The sequence below is a fragment of the Bradyrhizobium sp. AZCC 1678 genome, assembly GCF_036924765.1.
GTDB classification, from domain to species: Bacteria; Pseudomonadota; Alphaproteobacteria; order Rhizobiales; family Xanthobacteraceae; genus Bradyrhizobium; species Bradyrhizobium algeriense.
The window spans coordinates 5966495-5981846 of the sequence record NZ_JAZHSE010000001.1 but is presented as its reverse complement, the minus strand read 5'-3'; the positions used below and the strand labels follow the sequence as shown (position 1 = coordinate 5981846).

At 63.6% G+C, this 15352-nt stretch carries 15 protein-coding genes; 7 read left to right on the top strand and 8 right to left on the bottom strand.

From position 1 onward, the window contains the following. Positions 1–240: 240 nt before the first annotated feature. The 4 genes from fliL to V1294_RS28805 are packed head-to-tail and all read left to right on the top strand — an operon-like array spanning position 241 to position 3166. The gene (gene fliL / locus V1294_RS28820; RefSeq protein ID WP_334478909.1) at positions 241–732 is read left to right on the top strand and encodes a flagellar basal body-associated protein FliL; all 492 of its coding nucleotides are present in this window, start codon (positions 241–243) and stop codon (positions 730–732) included. Between the two features lie 18 nt (positions 733–750). Beyond that, positions 751–1953, top strand: coding sequence for a flagellar motor switch protein FliM (gene fliM / locus V1294_RS28815; protein WP_108519780.1), 1203 nt, complete (start codon positions 751–753; stop codon positions 1951–1953). Then, complete coding sequence (locus V1294_RS28810; protein ID WP_334478911.1) at positions 1950–2387, top strand: DUF6468 domain-containing protein; 438 nt, start codon at positions 1950–1952, stop codon at positions 2385–2387. Before fliM ends, V1294_RS28810 begins: the two co-directional genes overlap by 4 nt. Then, the gene (locus V1294_RS28805) at positions 2384–3166 is read left to right on the top strand and encodes a MotE family protein (RefSeq protein WP_334501895.1); all 783 of its coding nucleotides are present in this window, start codon (positions 2384–2386) and stop codon (positions 3164–3166) included. The genes V1294_RS28810 and V1294_RS28805 overlap by 4 nt, the downstream gene beginning before the upstream one ends. A gap of 49 nt (positions 3167–3215) precedes the next feature. Here V1294_RS28805 and V1294_RS28800 read toward each other — a convergent pair whose 3' ends face one another. Together V1294_RS28800 and V1294_RS28795 are read right to left on the bottom strand one after the other, a co-directional pair. Beyond that, entirely contained in the window at positions 3216–3659 is a 444-nt protein-coding gene (locus V1294_RS28800; protein ID WP_334501894.1) for a hypothetical protein, read from the bottom strand. Positions 3660–3664: 5 nt separating this feature from the next. Continuing rightward, positions 3665–3886: a hypothetical protein gene (locus tag V1294_RS28795; protein WP_334478916.1), complete on the bottom strand. Its 222-nt coding sequence runs from the start codon at positions 3884–3886 to the stop codon at positions 3665–3667. A 399-nt stretch (positions 3887–4285) separates the two neighbouring features. Here V1294_RS28795 and V1294_RS28790 point away from each other — a divergent pair, with 399 nt between their 5' ends. From V1294_RS28790 to V1294_RS28780, 3 genes are all read left to right on the top strand, one after another. Further along, complete coding sequence (locus V1294_RS28790; protein WP_334501893.1) at positions 4286–8077, top strand: tetratricopeptide repeat protein; 3792 nt, start codon at positions 4286–4288, stop codon at positions 8075–8077. A 118-nt stretch (positions 8078–8195) separates the two neighbouring features. Then, complete coding sequence (locus V1294_RS28785; protein WP_334501890.1) at positions 8196–8579, top strand: DUF1488 family protein; 384 nt, start codon at positions 8196–8198, stop codon at positions 8577–8579. A gap of 153 nt (positions 8580–8732) precedes the next feature. Further along, positions 8733–8969 (top strand): hypothetical protein, encoded by a 237-nt coding sequence (locus V1294_RS28780; protein ID WP_108519774.1) that lies wholly within the window; start codon positions 8733–8735, stop codon positions 8967–8969. A gap of 46 nt (positions 8970–9015) precedes the next feature. Here the strand turns inward: V1294_RS28780 and V1294_RS28775 are convergent, their stop codons facing one another. The 6 genes from V1294_RS28775 to V1294_RS28750 form a co-directional block, all read right to left on the bottom strand. Continuing rightward, positions 9016–10410: an FAD-binding oxidoreductase gene (locus tag V1294_RS28775; protein ID WP_334501888.1), complete on the bottom strand. Its 1395-nt coding sequence runs from the start codon at positions 10408–10410 to the stop codon at positions 9016–9018. Positions 10411–10627: 217 nt separating this feature from the next. Further along, positions 10628–10843 (bottom strand): hypothetical protein, encoded by a 216-nt coding sequence (locus tag V1294_RS28770; RefSeq protein WP_334501886.1) that lies wholly within the window; start codon positions 10841–10843, stop codon positions 10628–10630. A gap of 710 nt (positions 10844–11553) precedes the next feature. Continuing rightward, entirely contained in the window at positions 11554–11877 is a 324-nt protein-coding gene (locus V1294_RS28765; RefSeq protein WP_108519770.1) for a copper-binding protein, read from the bottom strand. A gap of 136 nt (positions 11878–12013) precedes the next feature. Next, on the bottom strand, positions 12014–12997 hold the full coding sequence (locus tag V1294_RS28760) for a GGDEF domain-containing protein (protein ID WP_334489587.1): 984 nt from the start codon (positions 12995–12997) through the stop codon (positions 12014–12016). Positions 12998–13227: 230 nt separating this feature from the next. Further along, the gene (gene fliP, locus V1294_RS28755; protein ID WP_108519769.1) at positions 13228–13983 is read right to left on the bottom strand and encodes a flagellar type III secretion system pore protein FliP; all 756 of its coding nucleotides are present in this window, start codon (positions 13981–13983) and stop codon (positions 13228–13230) included. Further along, the gene (locus V1294_RS28750) at positions 13980–15053 is read right to left on the bottom strand and encodes a flagellar biosynthetic protein FliO (protein WP_334501883.1); all 1074 of its coding nucleotides are present in this window, start codon (positions 15051–15053) and stop codon (positions 13980–13982) included. Before V1294_RS28750 ends, fliP begins: the two co-directional genes overlap by 4 nt. Between the last annotated feature and the right edge of the window lie 299 nt (positions 15054–15352).

Sequence of the window (15352 nt, the reverse complement as noted above, 5' to 3'; positions counted from 1 at the left end):
AAGGGGTTAGGCTTTTTTCGGGGCGCGGGGCGGGCGGCAGAAAGGTCTTGTTGACCATGTTTGCCCGGCAGATTTTTCCTAGTTGGGCGCTAATGGAAAGGTTCCGTTAACCATTATTACCCTAGCGTTGCAGATGTAGAGCGCGTGTGCGCTGGCGGCTTTTGTTTCGCGTTGTGGGGGCATCGTTACCCAGGCTGGTGGCAACCGCGTTCGTTTTTCGGAATCGAAGCGGGCGGGGCAATGGCTGACAACGAGCAGGTGGAAGGCGCAGACGGCGCAGAAGCCGCATCGTCGAAAAAGGGCAAGCTCAAGCTGATCATTGCGGTGGCGGGTTTCGTCGCAATCCTCGGCGCCGGCGCCGGCTGGTTCTTCCTGATGCGCGGCCATGGCGAGGAAAAGCACGCCGAAGCGCCGCCGCCGAAGCCGCCGTCCTTTGTCGAAGTGCCCGATATGATGGTCAACCTGGTCGGGGCCCCCGGCGAGCGGGTGCAATATCTCCGCGTCAAGGTCGTGCTCGAGATCAAGGACGAGAAGCAGGTCGAGGCGATCAAGCCGAGCCTGCCGCGCGTCACCGACCTGTTCCAGACCTACCTGCGCGAACTGCGTCCCTCCGACATCAACGGTTCCGCCGGGCTGTTTCGCCTCAAGGAAGAACTGACCAAGCGGGTCAACAACGCGGTGGCGCCGCAGCAGGTGAGCGCCGTGTTGTTCAAGGAAATCGTCGTGCAGTGATGGAACGGATCTAGCATCATGGCCGGCAACCAAGACCAGATGGACCAGGACGCGATTGCCGCCCAGTGGGAGGCGTCGCTCGATTCCGAGGATCCCGCGGCGGCCGCGGAAGAAGCTGCCGCCAATGAACTCTCCGAGAGCATGGCGCTGCAATGGGCGGCCATGGTCGAGGATGGCGGCCGCGAGTTCGGCAACAAGAACTCCGGCGAACGGGTTCTGTCGCAGGAAGAAATCGACAATCTGCTCGGCTTCACCGTCGGCGACGTCAATCTCGACGACCATTCCGGCATTCGCGCCATCATCGATTCCGCGATGGTGTCCTACGAGCGTCTACCGATGCTCGAAATCGTGTTCGACCGCCTGGTGCGGCTGATGACCACGAGCTTGCGCAATTTCACCTCGGATAACGTCGAAGTCTCGCTCGACCGCATCACCTCGGTTCGCTTCGGCGACTACATGAATTCAATTCCCTTGCCGGCCGTGCTCAGCGTGTTCAAGGCCGAGGAGTGGGAAAATTTCGGCCTGGCGACGGTCGATTCCAGCCTGATCTATTCGATCATCGACGTGCTGCTCGGCGGCCGCCGCGGCCAGACCTCGCTGCGGATCGAGGGCCGGCCCTACACCACGATCGAAACCAACCTGGTCAAGCGGCTGGTCGAGGTGGTGCTGGCCGACGCCGAGCAGGCGTTCCGGCCGCTGTCGCCGGTGACGTTCTCGATCGACCGGCTGGAAACCAATCCGCGCTTCGCCGCGATCTCCAGGCCCGCCAACGCCGCGATCCTGGTGCGGCTGCGCATCGACATGGAAGACCGCGGCGGCAATATCGAGTTGCTGCTGCCTTACGCGACCATCGAGCCGATCCGCCCGGTTCTGCTCCAGATGTTCATGGGCGAAAAGTTCGGCCGCGATCCGATCTGGGAAGGCCATTTCGCGACCGAAGTGGCGCAGGCCGAGATATCGGTCGATGCGGTGCTCTATGAAGCCGACATTCCGCTGAAGCAGCTGATGAAGCTGAAGGTCGGCGATACCCTGCCGCTGGAGATGCGCCCTGAAGCGCTGGTACAGGTCCGCTGCGGCAATGTTCTTTTGACCGAAGGGCGCATGGGCCGTGTCGGCGATCGCGTCGCCATTCGCGTCACCAAGCAGTTGCGCAAGCCCAATACCACCTTCGCGATGTTCGAGAAGGCCGACGAGCAAACCAAGTTGATGGAGGCACAATGAGTCATTCCCTTGGCGTTGTGATCGAGAGTCTGGTGGCGGTGCTGCTGATGCTCACGATCGGCTACTGCATGCTGCTCAACAAGCGGCTGAAGCGGCTGAAGGCGGACGAGCATTCGCTGAAGGCCACGATCGCCGAACTGATCACCGCAACCGAAATCGCCGAGCGGGCGATCGGCGGCCTCAAACACACCGTGCGCGACGTCAACGAGAATCTCGGCAGCCAGCTTGCGGCGGCGACGCAGATGGCGGGGCACCTGAAGAACATGCTCGCCGAAGGCGATGGCGTCATTCGCCGGCTGTCCAAGATCGCGATCGCGGCGCGGCCCTCGCAGGAGGCCGAGCCCGCAGCGCCCAAGGTCTCTACTGCCAAGGCGGTTGCCGCGGCGGCTGAAGCATTCTCCGAACGCAGAAGGGCCAGTGGCCTCGCCGCATGAAGTCGTTTCGCGACATCCGTGTCATTCCGGTCGTGCTGGTCGCGATCTTCGGCCTTGCCGTGCTGAAGATCGCGGGCCTCGTGATCGATGGCGGATACGTGTTCGATTATCAGGTCAGCCAGCCGGCCAAGCGTTCGTGGGCGCAGGACAATCTGGGCTATCCGACCAGCGCTAAGGCCGATCCCGCCGACATCACCGGATCGGTCAAGAAGGAAGAGAAAAAGGAAGAGGCGCCGAAGCCGGCCGCTCCCGCCACCGACGCGCCGAAGCCCGACGGCGTCGTGGTGTTTCCCGACCAGAACCCGCAATCGGTGTCGCCGTCGGAGCGCGCCATCCTGGAGCGGCTGCAGGCGCGGCGCCAGGAATTGGAGCAGCGCGCGCGTGAAGTTGAAATTCGCGAGAGCCTTTTGAAATCCGCCGAGAAGCGCATCGAGGGCCGCGTCGAGGAAATGAAGGCCACCGAAGCAAAGATCTCGACCGCGACCGGCCAAAAGGCCGAGCAGGACGCCGCTCGCTTCAAGGGCATCATCACGATGTACGAGGGCATGAAGCCAAAGGATGCCGCCAAGGTGTTCGACCGGCTGGAAATGTCGGTGCTCTACGACATCGCCTCCCAGATCGCGCCACGCAAGATGTCGGACATTCTGGGCTTGATGCAGCCGGAAGCGGCCGAGCGGCTGACGGTCGAACTGGCCCGCCGCGCCGGCACCGATAAATCCACGTCTACGGCCGAGCTGCCGAAGATCGAAGGCAAGGTCCTGCAGCAAAAGCCCAATTGACGCGGACGTACCGGCGCCCCCCGTAAAGGGGGCGTTGGCGCCACCCGCTTCAGAACCTGCGCGGCCCCGACGAAACGAACGAGCGATGGGCCACGGCAAGCGCGCCGCGCTCGTTGGTTTCAAGGGCGATCTTCTGCGCCAGCATGACATCGCCCGCGACGAGGTCGCCGTCCGGAACGAAGCACCATTTGCAGACGTGGTGGCCCGTGCCGCTGAGTTCCTCGATGTTGGTCTGCGTGCCATGATGGATCCGATAGCGCGTCCCGGTATCGCTGCCGGTGACGTCGAAATATCGGAACCGCTCGTAGCAGGCGCGCTGCTTCGGCGAGAGCCAGCCGTTCAACAGGGTCAGCGCTCGCGCTTCGGTTTCGTAGCGGAACGATCTGCTACAGGTACCCGATCGCGCCACGACCAGCGAAAGCGCCGAAAGCAGCAGCGTGCCAAATAAAGCGAGGGCGAACGAGCACATCGCCAGGACGATCTGCTGGGTCACCGCCGTCAGCCACCGACGAGACGTGGATAAAACAGCGTTTCCTCCGCCGTCGGATCGAAGGAGCGGATCACCCGTTGCTCGCCGGGCCCCGATCGTACCGCTGCCGTAAAGCCTGCGCCGGTCAAATCCCTGAAACGCCGCTCGGCCTTTTCGACCTCCGCGCGATCATGGACGTCGAATGTATGGCGGGTGTCACCGGTACGATCCATCACGATCTGGGTTGCCATTTTCACGCACTCCGAATTGGCTGCCTGAGGCAGGTTTGGCAGGCCCGGGAGCTGGTTTGTCGATTGCCGGCCCCGCGTCCCGGGTCCATTGTTTCCCTAAGACGGGATGGCTGATGTTGGTTCCAACCGTCGTGAGATTATTGATGCAGATCAAGACGCGGGGCGGCGCTGTGGTAGGAGCCGCAGCGTGCGAGCCTGCGGCGTGCCGGATGATCACGAAAAGGGGCCGGATTCCGACCCATCCTGCGACGTGTAATGCTTCGTCCGGGCGCCAGGCCGCCTCTCCAACGAAATCAATGAGTTGACGTTAACAAAACCTTAAGTCGGCCAATCCAAGATTCAAATCCGCAGGCGAGCGCGCTTCGCCGCAGAACTCATTGAGGCCGCGAGATTTCCTGGATGGGGCAAAGGGCTGCCGCTGGAACTGGGTCGCAGGGCCGCGCTTTGGCGCGGGCGGCCCGGCTGTGCCTCGGCCGGCCGCTTGCCTTTGTCCTGCTGCTCGCCGGCATCGCTGTTTCGCAGCCCTGCCGGGCCGACGATCCGGTCCGGGGGGAGGCGACGTTCACGTCCGGCGGTGGCTTCGCCCGGCTGGTATTGAAACTGGCCGAGGACGTCGAATCGGAGGTTTCGACCGCGGGTTCGATCATCATCATCCACTTCAAGCGCCCGGTGGATATTCCCGTCGACAAATTGTCGGACGCCGTTCCCGATTATGTCGGCTCGGCGCGGCGCGATCCCGACGGTACGGCGATCCGGCTATCGCTGGCACGGCGGGCAACCGTCAACACCATGACGGCGGGGGAGCGGATCTTCGTCGACTTCCTGCCCGATAGCTGGACCGGTCCGCCGCCCTCGCTTCCTGCCGAAGTCATTCGCGAACTGGCGGCTCGGGCGCGGGCAGCCGAGCGCGCGCTTCGCGCGCAGATGGCGGTCAATGCCGCAAAGAAGAGGCCGCCGGTGCGTGTCCGCGCCTCGGTGCAGCCGACCTTCGTCCGCTTCGTGTTCGAGATGCCCGACGGCGTCAACGTATCGTCGGTGCTGAACGATCAGAAGCTGACGCTGCAGTTCAACAGCGTGCTCAATTTCGACCTGGCGGATGCGAAGGTGGCGGCGCCACCGAACATTGCCTCGATCAACCAGCGGGCCGACGTCGACTCTTCCGCAGTCGACCTCGTTCTGATCGGCGAGGTCGACGTGCATTCCTTCCGTGAGGAAAAGAACTATGTGATCGATGTCGCCTTCCAGCAGGCGGAAAAACCCGCTTTGGCCGCGCCGCATGCCGAGGCCAAGCCGGCCGTACCGGCCAAACCGGGCCCTGCCTCGCGGGTTTCGCGCGACAAGGCCCTGAAGGAATCGCCGTCACTGCAGCAGCCGGCGGAAATTCCGCCCGTCACCTCGGAGATGATTGCCGAGCAGGCCAGGATCGAGATCAAGCCGGGGCAGGCGACCGAAGCGCCGGCCGTGACCGAGGTCAAAACGCCTGCCGTCGAAAAAGTGACGCCGGCCAGTGACAACGCGGCTCCAGCGGCCGAGAAGATGGCGGCCGCTGCGGAAAAAACATCGCCGCCGGCGGAAGCCGCAAAAGCGGCGCAGCCTGCCGAACAGGTCCAGGCCGTTGCTGCGGAAGCGCCGAAGGCCGTGGCGCCCAGCCAGGCTCCACCTCCCGCGGAGCTGCCGAAGCAGCCAGCGCCGGCGGCATCCAGCCCGCCGCTGGAAAGCGGCGTCAAGGACAAGGCGGCCACCGTCGAGGCGAGGCGTGACAGCGACGGCCTGCGCGTGACGTTCTCCTTTGCCACGCCGACCCCGGCCGCGCTGTTCCGCCGTGCCGATACGCTGTGGCTGGTGTTCGACCAAGCCAAACCCATCGATATCGAACCGATCCGTGCCAAGGGCGGCGCCATCATCGGCGATGTCAGCCGGCTGCCGCTGGAAAAGGGCCAGGCCATCCGCATCCGCCTTAACCGGCCGCAGATTCCTTCGCTCGAAAGCGAAGGCCGCGCCAACGGCGCCGAGTGGACGCTGACCTTCGCCGACCGCGGCCAGGCCTCGCCGCTGCCGCTGATGGTGCTGCGGAACATCACCGATCCCGCGCTCGCCAATGTCACCGTGCCGCTGGCCAATCCCGGCGCGATGCACCGGCTGGTCGATCCCGACGCCGGCGATACGCTGCTGGTCGTCACCGCGCCGCCGCCGACCCGCGGCCTCATCAAGCGGCAGGATTTCGTCGAACTATCGCTGCTGGAATCCGTGCACGGCGTGGTCGTGCATCCGAACTCCGACGACATCAACGCCGAGGTCGGCGCCGACAAGGTGATGCTCGGACGGCCCGGCGGGTTGACGCTGTCGTCCGCCGACGTCGCCGCCGAACGCGCCACCGCGGCGGTGCGGCCGCTGTTCGACGCCAACGAATGGCGCAAGAACCGGGAAGAGAAATTTCTCCCCAAACTGGATGCGTTGATCAAGGCTGCCGCCGCCGCGAGGCCTGAGCTAAAAGCGCAAGCCCGCCTCGAGCTTGCCAATTTCTACATGTCGCGCGGGATGTATCAGGAGGCGAGGGGGGTGACCAACCTCATCCTCTCCGACACCAACCAGGGGAACGAAGATGCCACCGTGCTGATGGTGCATGCGGTCGCCAGCATCCTGATCGGCCATCCCGAGCGGGCGCTGAAGGATCTTGCAAGTCCTGCGATCGGCAACGGCTACGATTCCCAATTGTGGAAAGGGTTCGCGCTCGCCCGTCAGGAAAAATGGGCGGACGCGCGCGAAAAGTTCAAGAACGACGAATTCTCGATCGCCGCGCTGCCGCCGGAACTGCAGCGCATCGTCACCGCGGACGCGATGCGGGCCTCGCTCGAGGTGAAGGACTATGCCGGTGCCTCGCGGCGGCGCAGCGAACTCGAGGTGATCGGTATTCCCAACGAGATGAAGCCCGAGATCGCGGTGCTGCGCGGGCGGCTCGCCGAGGCGCTGGGGCACGACAAGGACGCGCTCGACGCCTACAGGTACGCGGCGCAGTCCCGCGACCGGCAGGCGTCGGCGGAGGCGAGGCTGCTGGAGGCCTTGCTGCGGCACAAACGCGGCGAACTGGGCCAGGCCGATTTGCTGCGCGAGCTGGAGACGTTGTCGGTCACCTGGCGCGGCGACGCGATCGAGTTGAGGGCGTTGAACAAGATGGCCCAGATCTACGCCGAAACCGGCCGCTATGCCGACTCGCTCGGAGCCGCCAAGACCGCGACGAAGCTGCAGCCCAATTCCGAACTGTCGCGGCAGGGCCAGGATGCGGCGTCCGCCTTGTTCGCGGAGATCTATGTCGGCTCGAAGGGCGACGACATGAAGCCGGTCGACGCACTCGCCATGTTCTATGAGTTTCGCGAATTGACGCCGATCGGCCGGCGCGGCGACGAGATGATCCGGCGCCTCGCGGACCGGCTGGCTACGGTCGACCTGCTCGACCAGGCCGCCGAACTGCTGCAGTACCAGGTCGACAAGCGGCTGGAGGGAGCCGCGCGCGCGCAGGTGGCGGCACGCCTTGCCATGGTCTACCTGACCAACCGCAAGCCGGATAGGGCGATCGCGGCGCTGCGCCTGACCCGGATCGCCGATCTCTCCGGCGAACTGCGGCAGCAGCGGCTGCTGCTCGAGTCACGGGCCCAAAGCGACATCGGTCGGCATGATCTGGCGCTCGATATCATCTCCAACATCGCCGGCCGCGAAGCGATCCGGCTGCGCTCCGACATTTATTGGGCGTCGCGGCAGTGGCGAGAGGCTTCCGAACAGATCGAACTGTATTACGCCGACCGCTGGCGCGACTTCAGGCCGCTCAACGCCGCCGAGAAGAGCGACGTGATCCGCGCCGTGGTCGGCTATGCGCTGGCCGGGGACGCGATCGGCCTGGCGCGTTTCCGCGAGAAATACGCGCCGCTGATGACCGGCGAGGCCGACCGGCTTGCATTCGATACCGCGAGCAAGCCGGCCGCTTCCAACAGCGCCGAATTCGCCCTGATCGCCAAGATGGCCGCCAGCGTCGACACGCTCGACGGCTTCATCCGCGAAATGAAGATCCGCTTCCCGGATGCCACCGCCCGCGCGCCGCTATCGCCGGAAATGTCCGGGGCCGAGCCGGTCCACACTGGCTCCTTGCCCGCGATATCAGGCATCAGGCGGATTGATCTGAAGAAGCCGGCGAAGTAGCGGATTTGGCCGCAGGTTCGGCCAATTTTTGACGAGTTGACGCATTAGGCAGGACGTCAGCGCCGCCCTGGTGCTGCCTGTTATCGTCTCTCACTAGTCGTCCAAAACTGGCCGTCCGATGCCGCTGACCCGGGACCGAATTATTGGACACGACAATGAACGCCTGGCGTTCAGGTTCACCATGCGGAACGAAGCCGATATTGTCGAGTGCCAGATCAGCGATGCCGCATTGGACGAACTCGGCGGCGTGAAGGGTACGGAGAGCATCGCAAGGCAGGCGCAGTTTTTGGCGCTGCGGGATGCCGTCGAGGGCATCGCATCCGATATGTTCGACAGGGTGCCTGTGATCAAAGGCCGGGTCATCAGGATATTCACCAAGCACATTCAGAAGTTACCGTCGTCGCCGGCCGACCCGATCGCGACCGGCTCGGAGCTGGACACGAACAAAACCGCTTCGCTGCGGGTCATCGCCGAAACGAGGCCGGCAAGCGCGGCGCAATAACGCACCGCGCTGCGGTCGCGCCGACAGCGGCTGCAATCGCGATGGCGGGCAGGGCGAGCGCGACGAGATGGCGCGTCGTTCCGTCACCCCTCGACAGATCCGCGTCAAAGCGGCAACCTGCAGGCAAACAACCTGCCGGAGGACGCCATCACGATGAGCAAGCCCGCCAAGACCGAAGCCGAACTCATTGCGATGGCGCGAGCCGAGTTGAAGGCCCATCTCGAATGTCCCGAGGGTATTGCGATCTCGGTGATCCCCGACGGCGATAGCTGGGAATTCCGCGCCGAGGCCGACGATGCCACGATCGCCAAGCCGGGTTATCCCGAATGCGTCGCCATGCTGGTCCAGATCGGCGACCACCTCTGCAAGCAGTATAATTTTAAGGAGTGACGGGCAGTTGCCAGCGTCCGGCCAGGCTTGACCGCCCAAAACGTCTTCACACCGTAAAAATTCGCCCCGGGTTCAAAATGTTCTTGGGGTCGAGGGCGCGCTTGAGCGTGCGCATGGTTTCGATTTCCTCTTCGGTGCGGCTCATTTTCAGGTAGGGCCGCTTCAGGATGCCGATGCCGTGTTCGGCCGAGATCGAGCCGCCGAATTCGCCCGTGAGGTCGTAGAGCAGCTTCTCGAATTCATCGTGCTTCTCGGGCGTATGTTCGTGATACACGCTGGGATGCAAATTGCCGTCGCCGACGTGTCCCATCACGATGGTGAAGGCTTGTGGATCGATCGCCTTGACTCGTGCATCAAGCGTATCCGCATATTCCTCCATCCTGTCGATGGCGAGACTGACGTCGAAGCCCATCCGCGCAGCGTAAGGAAAGCTGCGGCCCAGTTCGACGCTGGAATCGCGGATGCGCCAGATCGCGGCGGCGGATGCATTCGAGGTCGAGAGCGTGGCGTCGAGGATCAGGTTGTCGTCCATCGCGGTTTCGAGCAGTTTCTCGAGGTCGGCATGGATGCGCTCGGGGTCGCTGCCGGAAGCCTCCAGCAGGACGTAGAACGGATGGTGGGTCGGCAGAGGCCCGGCCACGCCCTTTATGCGTTCGACCGTGAGGCGGTAGTAAGCATTCCACATCACCTCGAAGGCGGTCAGTTCGCCGCCAAGACTTTCCCGCGCCATCCTCAGGAATGCCGTGATCTGCCCGAACGAGGGCAGGGCGCACAGCGCCACCTGCCGCTCCGCCGGCGCGGGAAAGACGCGCAGCGCAGCGCGCGTCACCACGCCGAGGATGCCTTCGCTGCCGATGAAAAGCTGCTTTAAGTCGATGCCGGTATTGTTCTTGATGTATTTGCGCAGGCCCTTGAGCACGGTCCCGTCGGCGGTGACGACTTCGAGGCCGAGGATCAGGTCACGCGTCATGCCGTAACGGATGACGCGGTTGCCGCCGGCATTGGTCGAGATGTTGCCGCCGATGGTGCAACTGCCGCGCGAGCCGAGGTCGAGCGGAAACATCAGGCCGTCCTGCTCGACCCGCTCCTGGAGCTTTTGCAGCGGCGTGCCGGCCTGCGCGATGGCGACGCCGGCGGAGACATCGACCTCTTCAACGCTGTTCATGCGCTCCATCGACAGCACGATTTCGTTCGGATTCGGCAGCGCGCCGCGCACCAGCCCGGTCATGCCGCCTTGCGTCGTCACAGGCACGCCTTCGCGATGACAGAGCCGCAGCAACACGGAGACATCCTCCGTCGTTCTCGGGCGGACGACCGCGCGCGGCTTCGGCACCGGATTGCCGGCGAGATCGTGATGATAGCGCGCGTCGATGTCGCCGCCTGCCAGCACCGTGCCCTTGTCGAGCACGTTGCGCAGTTCGTCGATGAAGTCCTCGGACATGCCCCTGCCTCTTCTTTATGAGAAGTTTGGCCGAAGCTTTACATGCGGCATGGCCAGGAAGAAACCCGGCCCGGCGTGGGGATCCGCGTTTTTAAGTGCGGTCTATCTTGACTAGAGTCTTTTCCGTTCCGATTGAATCGGAACGGGGCTCTGGATTTTTGATTTGACGCGTCTTCTTGACGCGAACCGGTCTCCACTTCGCTGGAAAACGCTCCAGCTAGCGCCGCGGCCGTCGCGTCGACACCGGGCGGCGACGGACCGCTTCCTCCTGCCGCTCCGGCTCGACCGACGTGATCTGGTTGCAGGCATCGCACTTGTAGACGTAGACGAGCGGGCGCAATCCGATTCGGGGCAGCTTCCCGATCCTGACCGTGCCGATCCCGCAAATTTCGCAGCGCGGCGGCAGGGCGGTTTCTGAATGCGGTACGGACATATCAACTATCGCTGAGCAACAAAAAACAAAGGAAAGCATCGGCGAAATTGGCTGCCGATTGTATCTTATTCGTGGAAAAACAGCTCCGTAAGAATACGAGGGTTGCCACCACCATCCATCTTTTGCCACCAAATCGACCCCGGCCGGGCATCCAAACAACACACTGTCGGGTGCAAGCTCGCAACGCCAGCGCGCGATCACACGGAAATTCTACCGGACCTTTTCCGGCCGGATTCCAATTTGTGAGGCGTGCAGAGATGTCTTCCAGCAACGGTCATGACACATCGATGCAAGCGGCGCGGGCGGCCGCGGCGTCACGTCTATCGCCCGCCGACAGATTCAATATCGATCGGGAAGGGCCGGCCAAACGCGCCGGAAAACTTCGGGCGCTGCAGCAACAATTCCAGAAACTGAACGAATATTGCGACGAGACAGTCGCCGAAATTCGCGCTTCGCTCGAGCGTGCGCCGCCACGCTAGTCCGTAAGAAGCCGGTGCCGGTTTTCCGGGAATGAAGTCGGGCGAGCGTTTGCGGCAGATCAAGGCACGCTGGCCGGATTACCTACATTGCATTCCGTACCGAGCGGCTCCATCCGGAAGGGGCAGTTCAGGGTACGAGGCCCGGACTCCCAAAGTATGATGGGCACTCCGAGCCTCGCTCTTTCGGGCGAAGCGAGACATCACGAGGCTGGATCTCGCTTCGGCAACGTCTCACTTCTTGTCGATCTTCGTGACCGCGTCCGTCTTGTCGATCTTCGTAACGGTCTTGGTCCCCGCCGTGTCGCTCACGGCAAACGTGACCCTGTCGCCGGCGTGCAAGACATTCAGCCGCGCGCCGTCCTGGACCTTGAATTCTTCGGTCGCGGCGCCGGCGTTCGCGCCGGTGGTGCCATCAGGCATATCCTTGATCGAGATGGTGCCGCTGATCCGGTCTATTCTCGTCACCATTCCCGTACGCGTTTGCTGGGCAAGCGCCGACGTACCGACGATGCTGAGGGCCGCAGTAGCAGCCATAATCATCCCTGCGATTTTCATGAAATACTCCCGGCTGTAGGGCGTCTACGATAAGCCGGAATTGCGGCATTAGTTCCGCACCGGAGCGCGGTGCAGCAATTTCTTCACGCTTCAAACAAGGCAGAGCTGGAGGTGCGTTGACGCTGGAGCGATCCCGCTAGGCCGCGCCGGCCTCGGGCTCGAGTTCGGTTTCCGTCACCGTGCGGTTACGGCCGAGCCGCTTGGCTTGATAAAGCCCGCGGTCGCAGCGCTCGATCATGGCGTCCGCGGATTCGGCGAGGCGGAATTGCGCCACGCCGATCGAAACCGTGATGCTGCCGATTTCCTTGCCCGTCGCACGGCGCGTCAGACGCGCTTCGGCGATGCGGCGGCGAATGCGCTCGGCGACCGAGGTACAAGCCTCGAGATCGGCTCCCGGAAGCACCGCGATCAATTCCTCTCCGCCGTAACGGGCTGCGAGATCGACTTCGCGAACGCCTTCCTGCAGGACCTTGGCCACCAGCCGAAGCACCTGATCGCCGACCTGATGACCATAATCGTCGTTGAATTTCTTAAAATGATCGATGTCGATCAGGAAGACGCTGAGCGCCTCGTCCTTTTCCATCGCCGCGATCTGGGCGAGGCGGAGGAACTCATCCATCGAGTGCCGGTTGGCGAGCCCGGTCAGCGCATCGGTGTTGGAGCGTTGCTCGGCCGCCTTCAGCGAATCGCGGATGCTGTCCAGTTCCTCCGAGGTGGCGGCGAAATTTGCTTCCAGCGTCGCGGCCCGCGACGTCGCCTTTGACAATTCATCAACCAGTTTCGCAATGATCGTCCGGGGATCTGCGGCGCCAGCGGCTTCGGACGACACCTCGCCGAGCGCCTTGATGTGGGTCTGGTTGTCGGTGACGGCGGTGTTCAGGAATTGCTGGGCGGTGGCGATCAGGCCGCTCAACTGCTCGGGAAGGTCACCGAGCGGGTCGGGGCTGGACTGCGGCGTCACATAAGTAATGTAGAGTTCGTGGTTGATCGCCGGATCGAATTTGCGCTTGCCGGCGATCAGGATGTCGATGGTCTTTCGCAGCGCCAGCGAATTGCCCAGGGAATATTCGAACCAGACCGCAAAATTGGTCGGGGTGGCAGGAACTGACTGCTGGGCCATCAACCGCATAGCCCGGTCGGCAATCGTCGTGGCGTATTCGACGTCCATCTCGCCGATCGACTGGCCTACCATCGTTTGATCCGGTGATGCGTTTGCTACGAAATTCGGTGCCCTAAGCCCTCCATTGTGCACGAAGGAACTAATCTGACCTTAAATTCGCCAGGAAACTCCGCGGCAAATACGTAATCAATATTGACCTATTGGGTTGTGGAACCCCTGGGAATCGGCCGCTAGTTGCCGCCGTAGCTCTGCACCAGGCTCCCCGCCACCAGCGACCAGCCGTCGACCAGCACGAAAAAGATCAACTTGAACGGGAGCGAGACCACGACGGGGGGCAGCATCATCATACCCATCGACATCAGCACCGATGCGACGACGAGATCGATGATCAGGAAGGGGAGGAACAGCAGGAAACCGATCTCGAAGGCGCGTTTCAGCTCCGAGATCATGAAGGCCGGGACCAGAATTCGCAGCGACAGATCCTCCGGCGTCGCCGGCGGCGGCTCACCGGAGAGATCGACGAACAGCTTCAGATCCTTTTCGCGAACGTTCTTCTGCATGAAGCCGCGCAGCGGCACCGAAGCCTTTTGCAGCGCTTCCTCGACCCCGATCTGGTTGGCGACCAGGGGCTTGATGCCGTCGTCATAGGACTTCTGCAGGACGGGCCCCATCACGAACGCGGTCAGGAACATCGCGAGCGCAATGATCACCGAGTTGGGTGGGGCGGTCGCGGTACCCAATGCGGTGCGCAGCAGCGACAGCACGACGACGATGCGCGTGAACGACGTCATCATGATCAGGATCGATGGCGCGATCGACAGCACCGTCAACAGCGCGATCAACTGGATCGCGCGCTCGGTGACCCCGCCGCCGCCCTGGCCGAGATTGATGCTGATGTCCTGCGCCAGCGCCGGATCGGCAAGCGATCCGGTGGCGGTCAGGATTAAGAAAAATAAAACTCTACGCGGAGAAGTCGCCGGCCTCACGAAGGGTTCTTCGGACGACCCAGCAAGGACGCCATCTCGTCTTCGAGATTTTCGAAGCCGCTCTTCTGCGGAGCGGGGGTGGGCGCGGGAGGCTCGTTGCGGGAGGTCCGGGCGGGCGGCGGCGTTTCCGGCGCTACCGGCGGCGCCACCGGTTCGGCCGGCCGGCGCAGCGCGGCTTCCAGCCGCTGCGCCATTTCGGCCAGATTCTGGTCGGCACTTGACGGCGCGGGGGCCGAAGGGGGTGGAGGCGGAGGCGGCGGCGCAGCAGCAGCGCGTTCAGGCGCCCGGGCCGGCGTCTCACGAACCGCCGGAGCGTCACGGACAGGCAGCGCCTCTCGGATGGACGGTGGTGTCTCGCGGCCTGGCGATGCCTCACGGATTTGCTGTGCCTCGCGGACCGGCGGCGCCTCACGGACTGGCGGTGCCTCACGGATGGGCGGTGCCTTGGGCAACTCGCGCTGCGGCCGTGGCATCAGCGGCTCGTTGCGGCCGAGGCGCGGCGGGCCCGATTCCGGGCGGCCGCTGATCGATTCCGGCGCAAAGCCCGTCAACGGATCACCGCGACGTTCCGGCATCGGTGGCGGCGCGGGGCGGCGGATTTCGTCGGCGAAAGAGGGCCGTGCGGGGCGCGGCGGCGGCTCCGGCATTTGCGGTTCGGGATGATCGAAGGCCTCGGTCGATCGCGAATCGGATCTTGCCGCCTCTCTTGCCGCCTCGTCGTTCCAGGCGGCATCGGGCAGCGGCGCGATGCGCGGCGGCTGCTCGCCGACCGCCGGGCGTGGCGCCATTTGATCGCGGTTGGGCATCGCACGCACGATATTGGGTTCGACCACGATGTCGCTCGGGCCGCCGATCATCAGGAGATGCTCGACATTGTCGCGCCGTACCAGCACCAGGCGCCGGCGGCCGTCCACGGCGGCGGCGTCGATAACGGCGAGCCGCGGCATCCGCCCGCGTTGGGTGTTGGCGCCGATGCGGTTATTGGCGAAACGGCGGACCAGCCACGCGGCCAAGCCGATCAGCGCCAGAACGGCGATGAATGCGAAGAGGAATGTCAGAGGTGATTGCATTCTTTAGTCCCCGGCCACGGGCCGTTCTCTTGATGCTGGCTTCGTCGAGTGCGGTCTTAGGTCTTGCTGTCCGAGCATGTTCTCCGGGAACACGGTTCCCGGCATCCTGACCATGCTCCGAAGCGATCCGCGAGACGGCGAATCACGCCCGAGATCAGCCTTATTTCTTAATTCCCCGCGGCGAACGCCGCCGTCCGGTTAATTAATAGACCAAGAATCGCTTGAGCCAAAACGACTTCTGAGCGCCCCAAGTCGCGTCGGCTGGTGCTGGTTAACGCAGTTTTCGTGGCGAAAATGCG